Here is a 17943-nt window from a genome sequence, read left to right as displayed (position 1 = left end):
CACCGTATAAGGCCTTTTCCGATCATCAGGAGCGTCACATGCGCACCAGTCTCTTCACCGACCACTATGAGCTGACCATGCTCCAAGCAGCGCTGGGATCCGGTGCAGCTCACCGCCCGTCTGTCTTCGAGGCATTCGCTCGCCGCTTGCCCGAGGGCCGGCGCTATGGCGTGGTCGCAGGTACTGGTCGCGTGCTCGAAGGGTTGGCAAACTTCCGCTTCGATGACGAACAGCTGCGTTTCCTCAGCGACAATAAGGTAGTCAACGCGGAAACCATCAAGTACCTGGAGAACTTCCGCTTCACCGGCAGCATCTCCGGCTATGCCGAGGGCGAGTTGTACTTCCCGAATTCGCCGCTGCTGACCGTGGAGTCGACTTTCGCTGAAGCCTGCGTTATCGAGACTTTCCTGCTCTCGGTCATGAACCATGATTCGGCCATCGCTTCGGCGGCATCGCGAATGATCGCCTCGGCCGGCGAACGCCCATGTATCGAGATGGGCTCGCGCCGCACCCATGAGGAATCAGCAGTGGCTGCCGCGCGGGCCGCCATGATTGCCGGATTCACTTCAACGTCCAATTTGGAAGCCGGTGCCCGCTATGGCTTGAAGACCGTTGGCACTTCGGCCCACTCGTTCACCCTGCTTCACGACACCGAGCGCGCCGCCTTCGAAGCGCAGGTTGCCTCGCTGGGCAAGGACACCATCTTGCTGGTGGATACCTACGACGTGGAGAAGGGCGTACGCACCGCGGTTGAAGTTGCGGGTCCGGAACTGGGCGGAGTCCGGCTGGACTCGGGCGACCTGGTGCAGCAGGCAGGCTGGGTTCGCGAGCTGCTTGATGACCTGGGCAACTGGAACACCAAGATCACCGTGACCTCGGACCTCGACGAGTACGCGATCGCCGCCCTGGCCAGCGCCCCGGTTGACGCCTATGGCGTCGGCACGGCATTGGTCACCGGCTCCGGCCATCCGACCGCGTCGATGGTTTACAAGCTGGTTGCCCGCCAAGACGATTCGGGGCAATGGATTCCGGTCGCCAAGGCCGCGGCGAACAAGGCCAGCGTGGGCGGGCGCAAGTACGCGGTGCGCCAGCTCAATGAACGCAACCGCGCTGTCGCTGAAATCGTCTCCACTTCCGAGTACACCACCGGCGGCCCCGAGCGGGATCTGGTGGTCCCGTTGGTGCGCCATGGCGAGATCGATCAGGCGTACGTGGGTGCAGCTGGCGTCAAGCTCGCCACCGAGCGCCACTTCGCATCGGTCCAGGAACTGCCAGGCGTGGCACGCAAGATGCAGCGTGGCGAACCGGTCATCCCGACCGTCATGATCCAGGACTAGTCGAACACACGAAAATCCCAGCTGCGGGACGTAGGATCCAGATTCAAGGATCCTGCGGTCCGCAGTTTTCCAATCTCTACACTTCCCCCAGCCAGGAGGCAGCGATGAGCAGAGCCCTGTTGATCATTGATGTCCAACCCGACTTCTGCGAAGGCGGAGCCCTGGCCGTGACCGGCGGCAACGCCGTCGCAACGGCCATTGCCGCGGATATTGCCGAACGCCGCGATGCCTACTCGGCAATCGTCACCACCCAGGATTGGCATATCGAGCCGGGGAATCATTTCTCAGAAACCCCCGACTTCATTGATTCCTGGCCGGTGCACTGTGTCGCCGGAACATCTGGCGCCGCCCTGCATCCGCAGCTCGCCGAGGTGCCCCTGGATGCGCACTTCGCCAAGGGGCGCTTCACCGCAGCCTATTCGGGTTTCGAAGCCAGAGTGCTGGATCCATCGGCTGACCAGGCTGATGAAAGCGGAGAACTGCTAGGTCCATGGCTCAAGGCCAGAGGAATTGACTCTGTAGATGTCGTAGGGCTCGCCGCGGATCATTGCGTAAAGGCGACCGCCTTCGATGCAGCTGAAGCAGGATTCACCACGACCATCATTTCTCCGCTGACCGCAGCAGTCTCACCGGAGAATCTGCCGGCGATACGCGAGGAACTGAGGGCAGCCGGGGTAACGGTGATTTCGCTGGGTTGATGATCCCCCGGAAAGCAGAAACGGCTTTGCTCCTGACCGGATTTTCCGGTCAGGAGCAAAGCCGTTCTCTCGTGGAGCCTATTTTCGCCCGACGAACCAGTCCTGCAGCTTGTCAATGCGCGCCTGCAGCTGGTCAGCAGTAGCCTGCGGCACTGCAGGCCCGCCGCAGACGCTGCGCAGCTTGTTGTGGATCTGCCCGTGCGGGGTGCCGGTGCGGGCAGCCCATGCCGAGACATTCTTCGACAGCTTGGTGCGCAGCTCCATCATGCGGCGGTGGTCCGAGACCGGCTCGGGCTTGGTGCCGCCCTTGGAAATCTGCTTGTTCTGCTGCTTGCGCAGCAGCTCGGAAACCTGTTCGGTATCCAGTAGGCCCGGGATGCCCAGGAAGCCGAGTTCTTCTTCACTGCCGATGTCGGCACCGGTACCGAATTCGCCGCCGTCGAAGAGCACACGGTCAAAGGAGGCCTGCGAGTTCAGCGCCTCGAATTTGTTGCGCGACAGCTCGTCGCTGGCCTTGTCTTCCTTGTTCGCCGCTTCCAGCAGCGAATCGTCCAGTCCGTCTTCGTCCTTGGAACCTTCGCGGTCCAAGGCGTGGTCGCGTTCGACTTCCATCTCGTTGGCCAAGGCCATCAGGATCGGCACCGAGGGCAGGAAGACCGAAGCTACCTCGCCGCGCTTGCGGCTACGCACGAAGCGGCCGACCGCCTGGGCGAAGAACAACGGAGTGGAGGTGGACGTCGCATAAACGCCCACGCAGAGACGCGGAACGTCCACGCCTTCGGACACCATGCGCACCGCAACCATCCAGCGCGCGTCGGATTCGGAGAAATCGTCGATCTTCTGCGATGCCTTGGGGTCATCGGAAAGAATGGTGGTGACCTTCTCGCCGCAGATCGCTTCGAGCTGGGCCGCGTAGCCGCGCGCGTCCTCGTGGTCCGTGGCGATGATCAGGCCGCCGGCGTCCTTCACGGTGCGGCGGACCTCCGAGAGCCTCCGGTCAGCGGCCTGCAGCACCGACGGGATCCAGTCGCCGTGCGGATCCAGCGCGGTGCGCCAGGCATGGGCGGTGACATCCTTGGTGAAGCCTTCGCCGAGGTTTGCTTCCATCTCCTCGCCGCCGGAGGTACGCCAGCGCATATTGCCCGAATAGGCCATGAACAGCACCGGACGGACCACGTGGTCAGCCAGGGCGCTGCCGTAGCCGTAGGTGTAGTCCGCCTTGGAACGGCGAATGCCATCGCCCTCGTCCACATACTGCACGAAAGGAATCGGGGCCGCATCGGAACGGAACGGGGTACCTGTCAGGGCAAGCCGCCGGGTAGCCGGTTCGAATGCTTCACGAATGCCATCGCCCCAGGACAGAGCATCGCCGGCGTGGTGGACCTCATCCATGATCACCAGGGTGCGGGCATCTTCGGTTTTCGCGCGGTGCACCGCGGGCTTCAGCGAGACCTGGGCATAGGTCACCACCACGCCCATGTAGTGCGAGCCGTGCCGGCCGTCGGAGTTCTTGTAGTTCGGGTCCAGTGCGATGCCCACACGCGCTGCCGCATCCGCCCACTGCTTTTTCAGGTGGTCGGTGGGCGCGACAACGATCATGCGGTTGATCTTGCCCGAGTCGATCAGCACTTTGGCCAGGCGCAGCGCGAAGGTGGTCTTACCTGCGCCAGGGGTCGCCACTGCCATGAAGTCCTTGGGCTCCGTATCGAAGTACAGAGCCAAGGCCTCGGCCTGCCAGGCACGCAGCTTCGGCCCAGTGCCCCAAGCCGCACGTTCCGGATACGCTACCGGCAGCTTGTCTTCTAGTGGAAGCTTGTCGCCAAAATCAAAGAGTGTCTCGGTCATTTACCTTTTCCCGGCCGCGTGCATTGTGTGAAGTAGTGCTAGTTCATTCGCAGCACTACCCCATCATGGAGTCGTAGACTTCCTTGCACTCGGGGCATACCGGGAACTTCTGCGGATCTCGGCCTGGCGTCCAGACCTTGCCGCACAGAGCGATCACTGGGTCGCCGGTCATTGCCGACTCCATGATCTTTTCCTTCTGCACGTAGTGAGCAAAACGCTCATGATCTCCGGCCTCGACACTCTGGGTTGTCTCGGTACGTTCAATCGTGGCAGTGCCACCGCGGGTTTCTTCAGACTGTTCCACCATGCCTCCAAGTCTAATACGGATTGCCACTGCTGTCCGAGTGGAAAGCATGGGAGCTTGTCCACATTGACTTTGCCGCGCTGCACTAGGCCGTCCCATCGATTTCTTCCTCTCTGCAAGTCAACAACCATTTTTCAATGTTCTTGCGATGCGATGCGGTGCCGTTGGAAGTCGATATTGCGCCAATTGGGCGCGACCCGATCAATATCCTGTGAACCTCCTTGCACCCAAGACAGGCAAAAGGCCGCCTAGCGGAAAACAGCGTCCCGCTAGACGGCCGAAGGCAGCAATTCGGCTGCTGCGCCTACTTATTGAGGATGACCGACTGCATCAGCTCAGGAGTGCGCTTTTCGTACCATTTGCCACCGAGGGCAATGCCGCCGAGCATCAGCCCGATACCCACGACCAGGCCCGCGCCCAAGGTGATGAAGCCGAAGGACTGCGACTGCTTCACCCAGCCGATGATGTAGGGAATGAGTACCGGGATCAGCAGGAGGCCCATGGCAAGCATGATTCCCAGCTGGGTCAGCGCAATGCGCATGCCATTGCCCGGAGGGGTCTTCATCGGGTTATCACCCGGCAGCGGCACCGAATAGGTGTAGCGGGCCGAGGACACCGACGCGACGCCCAACGCGATGAGCAGCCCAGCCAGTGACAGGCCCAGGTCTCCCGGGATGCGCCACAGCGCACCGGAGATGAGGCCCGGCAAAATGGCTGCCGCCAGGACCGGAACGATGGCAATCAGGAAACAGGACAGCACTCGCCCTGCACGATCTGCGCGTCCGGAAATGCCGGTCAGTGCGTGCAGCGCAAAGGCGGTGTTGTCATAGGAAATGTCGGCCGAGATGGAGAAGCCCATCAAGATGCCGATCAACGGGCCCAGCAGGAACATCATCACGTAGCTGCCGGTCTGGTTGCCGGTGAACCAGAAGAGCAACGGCAGCATCGGCACAATGAGCACGCCAATGGCATAGCGCGGATCCTTGAACCAGTAGGTCAGTGCGCGGGCAGCCACGGCGCCCGTTGGCGTGGCCGGCATCAACTTGAAGAAGCCCAGCCCCTTGGCCGTGGCAGCGCGCTGCTCTGGCGGCGGGGTCACCGTGGCTTTGGCGGTAGCCCGAGCCAGCAGGAGGTACAGTCCGCCAAGGTAGAGCAAGCCCAGCGCCAGATGGATCGCCATCTGGCCGTATTGCGCCGAGGCAAAAGCCCCGGGAATCGCGGCAAAGGCACCCAGCGGGGTGTACCCCAAGACCGAGGCAATCGGCTGGATCCAGTCGCTCATACTCTGCGCGGCAGCCAATGCCGAGGTCACGATCGGCCCCAAGGCGATGAGCACCACGAACAGCAGCACGAAAGTCAATTCACGGAATCGGCGCTTGGCCCGCAGTGCGGTCGCCATGATCACCAAATACTGGCAAAGCAGAATCGCCATCACCGCGGTCGCCACCGCTGCCAGCAGTGCCAGCATGAGCGCGCCCGCATCGAAGCGCCACATCAGCGAGGCGCCGAGCAGGCCCGCAATGGTCAGCACCGCGGGAATCGAGATGAAGCCAGCCAGCACCAGCGCTGGCCCCAAGGTCTTTTCCGGAATCCCGAAGTGGACAAAGCGTGAAGGTTCCAGGGTGAGGTCAACACCGGTCAGCAGCGGCGGGATAATGGCCCAGCCCAGCACCACGGCCGAGCCGATCAGGGTGAAGATTTCGCCCTGGAAAGGAATATCGCCGGCGGTAAACCACATGGCCACGGTCAGCATGGTGATCATGCCCAGTGCGTACAGGCCACCGATGATGACGCCAATGAGCTGGCCGACGGAGCGCTTGAAGCCGTTGGCGAGCAAGCGCAGTTTCAGGCTTAGGACGTGCGCAACCATGACAGCCCCTCATTATTGGCGCGGCCGCCCACCAGATCGACGAAGCGATCTTCCAGGCTCATGCCGCCGCGGACTTCATCCACGGTGCCCTGCGCCTTGAGCATGCCATCGGAAATGACCGCGACATGCGTGCACATGCGCTGGACGAGGTCCATCACATGCGAGGAAACGATGACGGTGCCGCCGAATTCAACGTAGTTATTCAGGATGTCGCGGATATTCGCCGCCGATACCGGGTCCACCGCCTCGAACGGCTCGTCCAGAACCAGCAGCTTTGGCGAGTGGATCATCGCGGTAGCCAAGGATATCTTCTTGGTCATGCCGGCCGAGTAGTCCACCACCAGCTTGTCTCCGTCATCGAGCAAATCCATCACGCGCAGCAGGTCTTCGGTACGCTGGGCAACTTCTGCGCGTTCCATGCCGCGCAGCAATCCCGAGTAGGTCACCAGCTGGCGGCCGGTCAGCCGGTCAAACTGGCGCACGCCATCAGCCAGGACTCCCAACGTGGCCTTGGCCGCTTGCGGATCAGCCCAGATATCCACGCCGTTGACCAGCGCTTGGCCTGAATCCGGGCGCAGCAATCCAGTGGCCATGGAAAGCATGGTGGTCTTGCCGGCACCATTGGGTCCGACAAGACCGTAGAAGGAACCCGCAGGAACTTGCAGGCTAACGTTGTTCACGGCAATCTTGGCGCCGAATTGCTTGGCAAGACCCCGAATGTCCAGTGCGATCTGATTCATAGCTCAAGGCTAGCAATGCCCCTAGTCAGAACGCATCATCCTTTGGAGTTAAACCCAGGTATAAGACAACCGCCGCGACCCAGGGAAAAACCCTGGGTCGCGGCGGTTGAACTGCTTGGTCCAGTCCCTGGACGTCAGCCTAGAAGAGTACGCGTGCCAGTTTCTGCCGCGAGGCAGCTACGCGTGGATCGCTGTTGCCGATTACCGCATAGAGCTCAATCAGGCGACGGCGGACCCGCTCGCGGTCTTCATCAGCCAGGCGGGAGATCAGCGAAACCAGTCGGGCGAAGGCATCTTCAACATGCCCGCCCACCACGTCCAGATCTGCTACATCCAGCTGGGCTGCGATGTCTTCAGGGTTCTGCGCGGCTTGCTCGCGGGACTTGTTCAGATCCAGGTTGTGCGTGCGCGAGAGCAGTCGAACCTGGTACACACCGATCTGCGCGTCCTTGTCGTTCGGCTTCTCGTTCAACGCTTCCAGGTAGGCGGCCTCGGCGGCGGCGTAGTCCCCGGCATCGATGGCATCCACGGCCTTCTGGTGCAGCGGCGGCAGCTCTGGTTCAGGCTCGCCGGCCTGCCCGGAGAATGCCGGGGCGGTACCGCTCATGCCCTGCTGGACTGCAAGCTGTTCAAGCTGTGCGAAAACCTGGACAATCTGCTGTTCATCGGCAGGCCCCTGGAACAGCGGCACCGGCTGGCCCTTGATCAGCGCCACCACCATCGGGATCTGCTGGGCCTGGAAGGCCTGGGCGATCTGCGGATAGGTTTCCGCATCCACCAGGCCGAGGATGAATTTGCCGCCCTTGGCATCCACCAGCTTGCGCAGCGTCGCATCCAGGTCTGCCGAGACCTGCACGCGAGGCGAGCCGAGGGAAACGATGGCAGGTACCTGCTGGGACATGCCGACGAACTGCTGGAACGCAGCCTCATCCAGATTGGTGGTCCAGCTTGCCGGACCAGCCGGCATGCTGCCGGTAGCTTCCGGGCCTTGGCTGGCCAGGGCGGAGAGATCTACCGCACCACGGGTTGAGGGAATGTTCTGATCAGTCATGGGGGTTAGTCAACTTCCTTCACATCGAGCAGGATCTGGCTTGCAGAGATCAGCTGGATCTTGTCCTTGGAACCGTCGGCTGGCAGGTAGAACATCACCGGCTCGGCGTAGGTGCTTTCCACGTCGCCGTTCGAGGAGCTGGATCCCAGCAGCTGTTCGGTCAGCTTGTCGGTGCTCTTGAGCGGGTCAGCGTCTTCGGTGCGCACGAAGAGCGCCTTGTTGTTCAGCTTGCCGCTAACAATCGCTCCGCCATCCGGGGTGGAAACCACCTTGGTGTCGCCCTTGGTGACCGTGCGCTTGTACTTGACGTCCGCCTCGTTGGCTTCCTTGGACTCATCCTTCTGGGCTGCGTGCACCGCCTTGATGAAGTCCGATTCGGCAAACTTGTCCTTGTCCTTGGCTTTGCCATCGGTCAGCACGTTGCCCAATGCTTCCAGAGCCTTCTCCGGGGTCATCTGCAGGCCCTCGGCGTTGGCAGCCAGCTGCTTGGTCGACGGGTCGCCAACGGCGATGCCCGGGAAGGTGGAGTTCGGCAGCATCTGGCCGGCGAAGACCACCTTGAAGTTATCTCGGGCGTTGGCCTGCACCAGGGTCAGCGCCTGCGGCAGGGTGTCGGCATCATTGTTCTTCGCGGTCACCACGGAGATCACGCGGGGGAACTTGGCTTCATTCGCATTCGGCACAGCGGCCGAGCGGATGACCTGGGTAGTGAGCGCCAGCGGCTTGTCTACCTCGAACTTCTCCTTGAGCATGTCGTAGCGCTTATCGCGCAGGTACTTGAACGCCCCGGCGCTGCGTGGTTCCAGGGCTTTGGCATCGCTCTTCTCATCGGCCTTGGCTACCTGCTTCTGGGCATCAGCCAGAACGCGCTTGAGCTGCTCTTCGGTGATGACCGGGAAGCTGGATACTTCTTCAACCGAGGAAGAAGCGGACTCGGAGCCCTTGGCATCATCGGACGCCTTGGCGTCCTGCGACTTCTGCTCGGATTCCGAAGGTTTGGCGCTGTACTCGTCGCTTGGCGCCATGGGCAGCGAAACACCGGAGATCGCCAGGGCCACCACGGCCACGGCGGCGACCGAGTGCTGGGTGTTCGACCCGCTCTTCGGCTTGCCCGGGCGCATGACCAGCAGGGCCAGTCCGAAGACCAGCAGCAGCGAGCCGGCAATGATCAGCGGCAGGGCAAATGGCATGGCGTCGTCGTTCGCGTAGGTTACCGAGATATCCACCGGAGCGGCATCCTTTCCGCCTGCGGCCAGCAGCAGGGACCAGTCGCCGGAATCCGGAGCGGTCCAGCGGTAGGTCATGGTCTGATCCGCGGTCTGCGAGTCGAAGAAGATGTCATCACCGGCGGGATCAGGCGCATCGGCCTTGCCCTTGGCGTGCTTGGCGATCATCTTGTGGTTTTCGGTGTCGATGCCGGTGACCGATACATGCGATGCATCGCCGATCCACGCCTCGACGTCATAGTCGCGGCCCAAGGAAGCAGTGAATTCGCCCTTCGACTTGATCACCAGTTCCACCGGGTCCAGCTTGGGGTCGTTGACCGAGGATTCAATCAGGGTCAGCGGTGCCTCATCAGCTAGTTGCGGCATGCTCGCGGTCACCGTTTCGGGCGGGGCCCAAAAGGTCTTCTGTCCGATGCCGACTACCAGGGCCGCGGCCCCCAGCAGCATCGCGATCACGGAGATTACTTTTCGCACAAGTTCACCTATTCGCCTACGTCTCACAGCTGTTCTTTGACAAGTCTAACGAGTTGCGGCCGATCATGGTTCCGATCCGCGCCTGTGAACTGGCTCAACAACGCAACAGCACGGTGTCTTGAACCACTTAACAGTGGCCGATGCGCGATATGCTCTGACCCATGGAGCCTGATCAGCCGCACCCGCATCGCGATAAGCACGTACCCGAGCCGCGTTCCGACGCGTCGGATCGCTCTTCCGGGCCAGCAACCTCCGGCCCGGAATCCACAGCGCATTCCCAGCCTCATGAGGGCAATTCCCAATCGGAATCACCTGCGGCCGCCAGCGCGCAGGCCCGTTATCCGGGCGCTGCGCCGACGGGCGCTAATGCATCCCGCGAGGGCTGGACCAAGAAGATCGCCGAACGCGTGGGCAAGATGCTCAACACCCCGCAGCGCAGTGCGGCCCTGGGCGAGGAACCGGAGCATCCGCTGGATGGCTCGCCGGAACCGATTCCGGCGCTGCATCCTATTTCCATGGGCTTCTTGGGCACCATTGGCGTGGGCATCGCCCTGGGCGGCTACTACCTGCTGACCAACGTCGGTTCGCTGATGACCTGGATTGCCATTGCGCTGTTCATCGCGCTGGGCCTTGATCCGATTGTGCGCTTCATGATGCGCAAGGGATTGACCCGTCCGCTGGCTGTGGCCGCGACCATGGTCAGCTTGCTGGCGATCTTCGGCGGCTTCATGGCCTTGATCATCCCTACCCTGGTCAACCAGATCACCGCCTTCATCACGCGGGCGCCTGAAATCGTGGATGATTTCCTCAATAGCGATTGGGTCCGGGAAATCGACCGGCAATACGCGGTTTCCCAGCGCATCACTACCGAGGTCGACCGTTTCTTTGGCGATTCGGGCGCGGTGACCAATGTGTTCGGCGGCGTCCTGGGCGTATCGCAGACCGTCGCCCAGTCCATGTTCGGCGTGCTGATCGTGCTGGTGCTGGCCATCTACTTCCTGGCTTCGCTGCCAGGGATGATGGGCTTCTCGCTGCGCCTGGCCCCGCGCTCCAAACGCGACCGCGTGGCCGAATTGACCGTGCGCATTACCCGCTCCGTGGGCAATTACGTGATGGGCCAAGCCACCGTGGCCATACTGAACTGCCTGGTGGCGCTGGTGCTGATGAGCATCCTGGGTGTGCCATTCACCGCGCTGCTCACCTTGCTGGTGGCGATGCTGGCCTTCATCCCATTGGTCGGCGGGGTGATCGCCGGCGTGCTGGTCACCTTGGTGACATTGTCATTGGGCTGGCAAACCGCCCTGATCTACGCGGTGTGCTACTTCGGCTACCTGCAAGTCGAGGCGTATTTCGTTTCGCCGCGCATCATGCGCCGTGCGGTGGCAGTGCCCGGCGCGGTCGCGGTGATCTCGGTGATTGCCGGCGGCACCTTGGCCGGGGTCACCGGTGCGCTCATGGCCATCCCGGTGGCAGCCAGCGCCATGATCCTGCTGCGCGAAGTCTTCATCGCCCGGCAGGACCGCCGCTAGCACCTGCCCTTTAGGCAGCTGGCCTAGTAGCGGTAGGAACGGGTTTCCCAGCAGTGCGGATGCCAGTGGCGGCGCGCGTTGGCCGCGGCGTCATCGCCCGACCAGTGGTCCGCGCGCCAGGCGACCACATGGGCAACTCCAACTCCGATGGAACGGTGGCACCCCGGGCAGGAATAGGGCTTATTGGCGTTCATCGGCGCAATCTTGCGCACATGCCATTGGCCGTCGGGGGCATCCTGGCGCAGCACCACGCCGAAACGGGCACGCTGCATCCACTCTTCCTGGCCCGAACCGTAGCCCTGCTCTTCATCCCCGGATCCGTAGCCGGAGCCGGAGTTCCGGCCTTGGGCGGGTCGGGAATTCTTGGAGCGGCGCGGGCGGTTGGAACGTGGCATGTCTTTAATCATGCCGTATCTCCCGGCACAAGTCGCAACCAGCTAGTAAAGTGTGTGGGGTGCGTTTAGTGGTAGCGAAGTGTTCAGTTGATTACGAGGGCCGTCTTCGAGCCCACCTTCCGTTGGCGACCCGCTTGATCATGGTCAAGGCCGACGGCTCGGTACTCATCCACTCGGACGGCGGCAGCTACAAGCCGCTGAACTGGATGAATCCGCCGTTGATCCTGCGCGAGGCAGATCCCGATGAGGACGCCGCGGCATTGGGTGCCACCGCTACCTGGACCGTGTCCAGCGCGAAGACCGATGACAAGCTGACCATCCACTTCCATAGCTTCGAGCACGACTCGGCCCACATCCTGGGCACCGATCCGGGGCTGATCAAGGATGGCGTCGAAGCCGACCTGCAGCGCCTGCTGGCCGAGCAGATCGAGTTGCTCGGCGCCGGCCACCAGTTGGTCCGCCGTGAATACATGACCGCCATCGGCCCGGTGGATATCCTGGCCCGTGATGCCAAGGGCGCCACGGTTGCCGTGGAGCTCAAGCGCCGTGGCGATATCGACGGCGTGGAGCAGCTGACCCGCTACCTGGAGCTTCTGAACCGCGATCCCCTGCTCAAGCCGGTTACCGGCATTTTCGCCGCCCAGCAGATCAAGCCGCAGGCCCGCACCTTGGCCGAGGACCGCGGCATCCGCTGCCTCACCTTGGATTACGACGCAATGCGCGGAGTCGACGACTCGGCAGGACGCCTCTTCTAGGGTTGCGGGTCCTCCCCGAGCTGCCTGGCCTTGGCGCATCCGCTGCTGGCCGGATGCTGCTGCCTGGCAGCCTTAGCTTGGCCCTGCAGAAAACTGCATCCCGACTGCTAGTCTGATCTCCTCTACCAAAAGCGCTCGGTGCCGCACGGTCCGGGCCGCCAGGCTCGGGAGGTCCATTGGATCCGCTGACAGCTTCGCTCATGGCCATTGGCAGCGGTTCCGCTGCGGGCCTGCGGCCGTATTTCACGGTATTGGCCCTGGGCATCGCGGGACTCGTGATCCCCGATACCGCACCTGACATGATCGCTTCTGCGGCACGGCAGATTCCTGAAAGCATCACCAATCCGTGGGTCCTGGCGATCTGTGCCGTACTTGCCATCGGCGAGGCCGGCCTGGATAAGATCCCTTTCCTCAATCTGTCCATGGAAACCATCTCGGTGTGGCTGCGGCCTGTTTTCGGTGCTCTGGTTGGCATCGGCCTTGGCGCCAATTCGGGAGTCGAGGTTGCCGTCCTCACCGGACTGCTCGGTGCGGGCTCCGCGCTGTCGGTGAGCCTGGGCAAATCGTCGATGACCGCGGCGACCAATGCCGTGCCCGAACCCATCACCCAATGGGTGCGCAGCCTGGCAGAAGATCTTGGCGCGCTGGTTCTCGTCTTCGCAGCTGTGCTGGTTCCCGTACTGGCTGCCGTGCTCGGACTCGTTGCCATTGCCATCGGCTTCTTCCTCTACCGCATGTTCCGCAGGGTCTACCGGTCAATGAAGAACCGGGTCGGCAGCATCAGGCAGAACCGGGCCGCCGCGCACTCCGCGCGCGAAGCGCAGCTGGCCTCCGGCGCGAAGACCAGCACGCTGCAGGCCCTGCAGGCCCTGGCCACCGGCAACGCGCCGGCTTCCGAAGATCCTACGGGCAAGGACAGCTAGCGCCTCGCCTTGGCCAGGAGCCCGACGCACTGGGGCCGTTGCGTTCCCGATTCGCTAAATGCCAAGTCCGCTGAGAAAATAATCCGTCGAGTCGGTGACTGGACGCGTTCTCTCTTCTAAGCTGGGAACATGACTACGACGCGCTACGCCCTTCATGCCACCCTGATTTCCGATGGCCTCAAGGTCACCGATGGCGTGCTCGCCGTGGAAGGCGACCGCATCCGCTTTGCCGGCAACCGCGATGACTTCGACGCGCTGGCCGATGCTGCCGATTACCCGGTACGCGAGGTAGCCCCCGGATCCATCATCATCCCGGGCCTGATCGACCTGCATTGCCATGGCGCCCTCGGCGCGGACTTCTCGGCACCGGATCATTCGAGCGTCACTGAAGCGGTGGAGTACCTGCACCGCTCGGGCACCACTACCCTGCTCGCGTCGCTGGTCACCGCAGAGCCCTCGTCCATGATCGAGGCCGCCGAGCTGCTCGCCGAGCTGGCGGAGGCCGGCCAGATTGCCGGCATCCATGCCGAAGGCCCGTTCCTCTCCGTAGCCCGCTGCGGCGCCCAGGACCCGCGCTTCCTGCAGGATCCGGATCCGGAATTCGTCAGCGAGCTGGTGGCTGCCAGCCGCGGCCAGCTGCGCACCATGACCTACGCTCCGGAATTGGCCGGCAGCGAGGAACTCGTTGAGCAGCTGGTCTCCCACGGCGTGGTTCCGTCGCTGGGGCACACCGATGCCAGCGCCCAGATCACCGCGGATTCCCTGCGCTTTGCCCGCGAACAGCTGCGCAGCGCCGGGGTGGACGGCTTCACCGAACGCCCTACGGTCACCCACCTGTTCAACGGCATGCCTTCGCTGCACCACCGCGAACCCGGTCCGGTGGCCGCCTGCCTGGAAGAGGCGGTGAACCGCAATGCGTTCGTGGAGCTGATCGCCGACGGGGTGCACCTGTCCCCCGATACCGTGCGCCTGGTCTTCCGCTTGGTCGGTGCGGAGAACATCTTGCTGGTCAGCGATTCCATGGCGGCCACCGGCTTGGCCGATGGGCAGTACACCCTCGGCCCGCAGGATGTGAATGTGGCCCTGGGCCAGGCACGGCTGGCCAGCGACAATTCCCTGGCCGGCGGCACCTGCACGCTGCTGGAAATCGTGCAGCGCGCCGTGCAGGCCGGGGTCTCACTGGTCCAGGCGGTCAACTCGGCTACGTCCATCCCCGCCTCGCTGATCGGCCTGGCCGACGAAGTCGGTTCCCTGCACTACGGCTTCGCCGCCGATGCACTGATCCTGGATGCCAATCTGCAGCTGGTCCAGACGATCCGCAACGGGGAATACCTCTAGCCCACCGAAAATCCCGGACTGCGCTAGCCCTGCCGGATCCGCCCGAGCTGGCCGAGCAGCTCAAGCTCCTCGGCCCGGCTCAGGCCAGCATGCCGGGACCGGTCCAGTCCGCGAGCCCGTTCATCGGCCAGCACGTCGCCAAGCAAGTCCTCCAGGTCCCGCTCCGGGCCACCGGCCAAGGCGTACCGCTGGTTGCTGCGCTGGGCGAAGCCGTGGTCCTCAAACGCAAGCCACAGCGGCAGCGAACGCGCCCCGGCCCAGTAATTGACCTGGCGTTCGCGCAGCCATGCGTCCTGGGCGGTGACCAGTTCCCCGCTGAATCCCGCAATCCGTGCGGCCGTACTGAGGAACTGGGCGAAGCCATGTGATGTTCCGGCCACGTTGAAGGTTCCCGTGAGCGAACGCGCGGCGGCGTCGATAATCCACGCGGCGGCATCGCGCACGTCGATGACCTGCACATGGCGGCCCGCGGTTGGCGGGATGAGGACCTGGCCGGCACCGGCCAAGGCCAAGCGCGAAACCCAGTAGGAAAAGCGGTCGCTGGGATCGCCAGGTCCGGTCATCAGCCCCGGACGGGCAATGAGCAACCGGTCGGCAACCATCGCTGTGCTGGCCCGTTCGGCAAGGACCTTTGCATGCCCGTAGTCGCCGGGATCGGACGGATCATGCAGTTGCGCGTCTTCGCCGGCACCGGGCAGCTGCGAGCTGGCATACACCGAGATGGAAGAAACCAGGGTCCAGTGCCGCGCAGTCGAGGCCAGGGCCGCCAGCGCTTCGTGCACCCATTGCGGCTCATAGGACAGCTCGATGACCGAGTCGAATCCGATGCCCTGCACGGCGTCATAGGCCCCGGGCTGGCTCCGGTCGGCACGCACCAGCTGCGCGCCTTGGGCAACCTCGCCGGAATTTCCGCGCGCCAGGCTAGTGACTTCGTGGCCACTGCGGATCAGCTGCCGCGCCAGCTCGCCGCCGAGCCACGCGGTCCCGCCAAGGATCAAGGTTCGTTCCATGCGAACAGTCAACTACGTCCTGCGCCGCGGGCCCAGGCTTTTCGCACTCAGCGCAGTTCCTGCCCACCGTTTCCGAATCGGCGGCTGCGGTGCCCGGGATCCGGAGGTACTCCCCCGAGCCGCCACGCGCAGCTGAGCAGTGCGCCGAGCACGCAGGCGATACGCAGCGGCTTCCCCAGCCTGCCAACGCTGCCTGCCAGCATTGCCCGGCCAGGGAACGCAAAAACCGCCGCTGCATCTGCAACGGCGGTTTTGCTTTATCAAGTTCTAGATCTGCCAGCTCCCGGCGATCGGTCCGGCTTCGAGCCAGGCCGAGAAGCCGGTGTAGTCGCGGTAGTCCATGGCCAGCAGCAGCTCATCACCGCTGCGCACCAGCATCACGATGATGAATCCTGGCGGGATCCGCGAGGTTTCCTCATCGGTGGGCTGGCGTGTCCCGGTGATATCCAGGCCACGGCGCTCGATCACGAAACTCGGGACCGGGGAGACAGAGAAAAACCGCAACAGGTCCACATGCGCTCCGCCGTAGCGGCCGATGACCATCATCCATTTGCCCGAAGGCGCCAGGATGGATGCATCGAAGGTGCCCAGCGTGCGCCGCAATTGGATGCGGCGCACGGCCATGGCCCCGAAGAACATGGCGATGCCGATCAGGATCAGCAACGCGATCAGAACTGGTGCGGTTATCTCAAACAATTCATCGCCTACGCTGCGGTACCAAGCACAGCGTTGTCAGCAACGATCACTACGCGATCCGAATCAACAGAGAAGAAGCCTCCGTCGATCTGGACCGAGAAGCGGGACTCGGAAACCGGTTCGATTTCCAGGTCCCCAGCGGCAAGCACGGACAGCATCGGAACGTGACCGGGCAGAACACCGATCTCGCCGTCCACCGAACGAGCCTTGACCAGCTTCGCAGCGCCCGACCACACGAAGTGGTCAGCCGCGACGATTTCGACCTGAAGCTCAGCCATAATTAGCTGGCCTTCTGGATTTCGGCCCACTGGCGCTCGACGTCGTCAAGACCGCCGATGTTGAAGAACGCCTGCTCTGCAATGTGGTCCAATTCGCCATCGCAAATGGCCTTGAAGCCTTCGATGGTGTCCTTGATCGATACGGTCGAGCCCTCGACACCGGTGAACTGCTTTGCGGTGTAGGTGTTCTGCGAGAGGAACTGCTGGATACGGCGTGCACGGGCAACGACGATCTTGTCCTCTTCGCCCAGCTCGTCGATACCGAGGATCGCGATGATGTCCTGCAGTTCCTTGTTCTTCTGCAGAATGGCCTTCACGCGGATGGCTACATCGTAGTGATCCTGGCCAATGTACTGCGGATCCAGGATTCGCGAGGTCGAGGTCAGCGGGTCGATCGCCGGGTACAGGCCGCGCGACGCGATTTCACGCGACAGCTCGGTGGTTGCATCCAAGTGGGCGAAGGTTGCTGCTGGAGCCGGGTCGGTGTAGTCATCGGCCGGGACGTAGACAGCCTGCATCGAGGTGATCGAGCGGCCCTTCGTCGAGGTGATGCGTTCCTGCAGCAGACCCATTTCATCGGCCAAGTTCGGCTGGTAGCCCACGGCGGAAGGCATGCGGCCCAGCAGGGTCGACACCTCGGAACCGGCCTGGGTGAAGCGGAAGATGTTGTCGATGAACAGCAGCACGTCCTGGTTCTGGACATCGCGGAAGTATTCCGCCATGGTCAGAGCCGACAGTGCCACGCGCAGACGGGTTCCAGGAGGCTCATCCATCTGGCCGAACACCAGTGCGGTGTCCTTCAGGACGTTTGCCTCGTCCATTTCGACCCAGAGGTCGTTGCCTTCACGGGTGCGCTCGCCAACACCGGCGAATACCGAGGTACCACCGAAGTTACGTGCAACACGGGTGATCATTTCCTGGATCAGCACGGTCTTGCCAACGCCGGCGCCGCCGAACAGGCCGATCTTGCCGCCCTTGATGTACGGGGTCAGGAGGTCGATCGACTTGATGCCGGTTTCCAGCATTTCGGTCGAGCCCTCGAGCTCCGAGAACTTCGGAGGCTGGCGGTGGATTGGCCAACGCTCGGTGACCTGGATCTCCGAGTTGTCAACGTCCAGGGCGTCGCCCAGAACGTTGAAGATGTGGCCCTTGACGCCGTCGCCTACTGGGACGGAGATGGCAGCGCCGGTATCGGTCACCGAAGCACCGCGGACCAGGCCGTCGGTGGCCTGCAGCGATACTGCGCGGACCAGGCCCTCACCGAGGTGCTGGCTGGTCTCGAAGGTGATCTTCTTGGTTTCGCCGTTGAGGGTCAGCTCAGCGGTCAGTGCGTTGTAGATAGCAGGCAGTGCGTCGGCTGGGAACTCGACGTCCACGACCGGGCCAGTCACGCGCGCGATGCGACCGATGGCCCCTGCGGTAACCTGCTCGTTGAGTTGGGCAGTCATCTTTCTCACTTCTTGTCTGGTCGGAG

General features: G+C 63.0%; 17 protein-coding genes. 6 read left to right on the top strand and 11 right to left on the bottom strand.

The genetic code is table 11. The annotated features are described in order from the left end of the window. Positions 1-38 precede the first annotated feature (38 nt). Together ACWICV_RS00700 and ACWICV_RS00695 are read left to right on the top strand one after the other, a co-directional pair. On the top strand, positions 39-1337 hold the full coding sequence (locus ACWICV_RS00700) for a nicotinate phosphoribosyltransferase (RefSeq protein ID WP_105662594.1): 1299 nt from the start codon (positions 39-41) through the stop codon (positions 1335-1337). Positions 1338-1441: 104 nt separating this feature from the next. After that, positions 1442-2035: an isochorismatase family protein gene (locus ACWICV_RS00695; protein WP_105658426.1), complete on the top strand. Its 594-nt coding sequence runs from the start codon at positions 1442-1444 to the stop codon at positions 2033-2035. 78 nt (positions 2036-2113) lie between these two features. Here the strand turns inward: ACWICV_RS00695 and ACWICV_RS00690 are convergent, their stop codons facing one another. The 6 genes from ACWICV_RS00690 to ACWICV_RS00665 all read right to left on the bottom strand — a co-directional run bounded on the left by ACWICV_RS00690 (position 2114) and on the right by ACWICV_RS00665 (position 9545). After that, positions 2114-3880, bottom strand: coding sequence for a DEAD/DEAH box helicase (locus ACWICV_RS00690; RefSeq protein ID WP_454090930.1), 1767 nt, complete (start codon positions 3878-3880; stop codon positions 2114-2116). Between the two features lie 55 nt (positions 3881-3935). Beyond that, positions 3936-4187: a DUF3039 domain-containing protein gene (locus tag ACWICV_RS00685; protein WP_105658424.1), complete on the bottom strand. Its 252-nt coding sequence runs from the start codon at positions 4185-4187 to the stop codon at positions 3936-3938. A gap of 301 nt (positions 4188-4488) precedes the next feature. Continuing rightward, the gene (locus tag ACWICV_RS00680) at positions 4489-6054 is read right to left on the bottom strand and encodes a transporter (RefSeq protein ID WP_454090931.1); all 1566 of its coding nucleotides are present in this window, start codon (positions 6052-6054) and stop codon (positions 4489-4491) included. Then, positions 6036-6794, bottom strand: coding sequence for an ABC transporter ATP-binding protein (locus tag ACWICV_RS00675; RefSeq protein ID WP_105658422.1), 759 nt, complete (start codon positions 6792-6794; stop codon positions 6036-6038). The genes ACWICV_RS00680 and ACWICV_RS00675 overlap by 19 nt, the downstream gene beginning before the upstream one ends. 139 nt (positions 6795-6933) lie before the next feature. Further along, entirely contained in the window at positions 6934-7845 is a 912-nt protein-coding gene (locus tag ACWICV_RS00670) for a co-chaperone YbbN (RefSeq protein WP_434693382.1), read from the bottom strand. Between the two features lie 5 nt (positions 7846-7850). Further along, positions 7851-9545: a hypothetical protein gene (locus tag ACWICV_RS00665; protein WP_454090932.1), complete on the bottom strand. Its 1695-nt coding sequence runs from the start codon at positions 9543-9545 to the stop codon at positions 7851-7853. A 161-nt stretch (positions 9546-9706) separates the two neighbouring features. On the opposite strand from ACWICV_RS00665, the gene ACWICV_RS00660 reads away from it, so the two are divergent. Further along, positions 9707-11074 carry an AI-2E family transporter gene (locus ACWICV_RS00660; protein ID WP_402473798.1) on the top strand — a complete coding sequence of 456 codons (1368 nt, stop codon included), beginning with the start codon at positions 9707-9709 and terminating at the stop codon, positions 11072-11074. A 23-nt stretch (positions 11075-11097) separates the two neighbouring features. Here ACWICV_RS00660 and ACWICV_RS00655 read toward each other — a convergent pair whose 3' ends face one another. Next, the gene (locus tag ACWICV_RS00655; RefSeq protein WP_105658418.1) at positions 11098-11469 is read right to left on the bottom strand and encodes a hypothetical protein; all 372 of its coding nucleotides are present in this window, start codon (positions 11467-11469) and stop codon (positions 11098-11100) included. 59 nt (positions 11470-11528) lie between these two features. Here ACWICV_RS00655 and nucS point away from each other — a divergent pair, with 59 nt between their 5' ends. The 3 genes from nucS to nagA all read left to right on the top strand — a co-directional run bounded on the left by nucS (position 11529) and on the right by nagA (position 14485). Further along, positions 11529-12224, top strand: a complete 696-nt coding sequence (gene nucS, locus ACWICV_RS00650; protein WP_105662590.1) for an endonuclease NucS — start codon at positions 11529-11531, stop codon at positions 12222-12224. Between the two features lie 200 nt (positions 12225-12424). Further along, positions 12425-13147 (top strand): DUF4126 domain-containing protein, encoded by a 723-nt coding sequence (locus ACWICV_RS00645; RefSeq protein WP_400400457.1) that lies wholly within the window; start codon positions 12425-12427, stop codon positions 13145-13147. Between the two features lie 129 nt (positions 13148-13276). Then, a complete protein-coding gene (gene nagA / locus ACWICV_RS00640; RefSeq protein ID WP_400290774.1) occupies positions 13277-14485 on the top strand; it encodes an N-acetylglucosamine-6-phosphate deacetylase in 1209 nt (402 codons plus the stop codon). Between the two features lie 23 nt (positions 14486-14508). Here nagA and ACWICV_RS00635 read toward each other — a convergent pair whose 3' ends face one another. From ACWICV_RS00635 to atpD, 4 genes are all read right to left on the bottom strand, one after another. After that, complete coding sequence (locus tag ACWICV_RS00635) at positions 14509-15495, bottom strand: NAD-dependent epimerase/dehydratase family protein (RefSeq protein WP_400290771.1); 987 nt, start codon at positions 15493-15495, stop codon at positions 14509-14511. 267 nt (positions 15496-15762) lie between these two features. Next, a complete protein-coding gene (locus ACWICV_RS00630; protein WP_105658413.1) occupies positions 15763-16191 on the bottom strand; it encodes a DUF2550 domain-containing protein in 429 nt (142 codons plus the stop codon). Between the two features lie 8 nt (positions 16192-16199). Beyond that, positions 16200-16469: a F0F1 ATP synthase subunit epsilon gene (locus ACWICV_RS00625; protein ID WP_038990466.1), complete on the bottom strand. Its 270-nt coding sequence runs from the start codon at positions 16467-16469 to the stop codon at positions 16200-16202. Between the two features lie 2 nt (positions 16470-16471). Further along, positions 16472-17917, bottom strand: coding sequence for a F0F1 ATP synthase subunit beta (gene atpD / locus ACWICV_RS00620; RefSeq protein WP_133834459.1), 1446 nt, complete (start codon positions 17915-17917; stop codon positions 16472-16474). Between the last annotated feature and the right edge of the window lie 26 nt (positions 17918-17943).

The sequence above is a fragment of the Glutamicibacter sp. NPDC055354 genome (assembly GCF_053644955.1).
The sequence above is the reverse complement of the archived record's forward strand: the minus strand, read 5'-3'. Positions and strand labels throughout refer to the sequence as shown.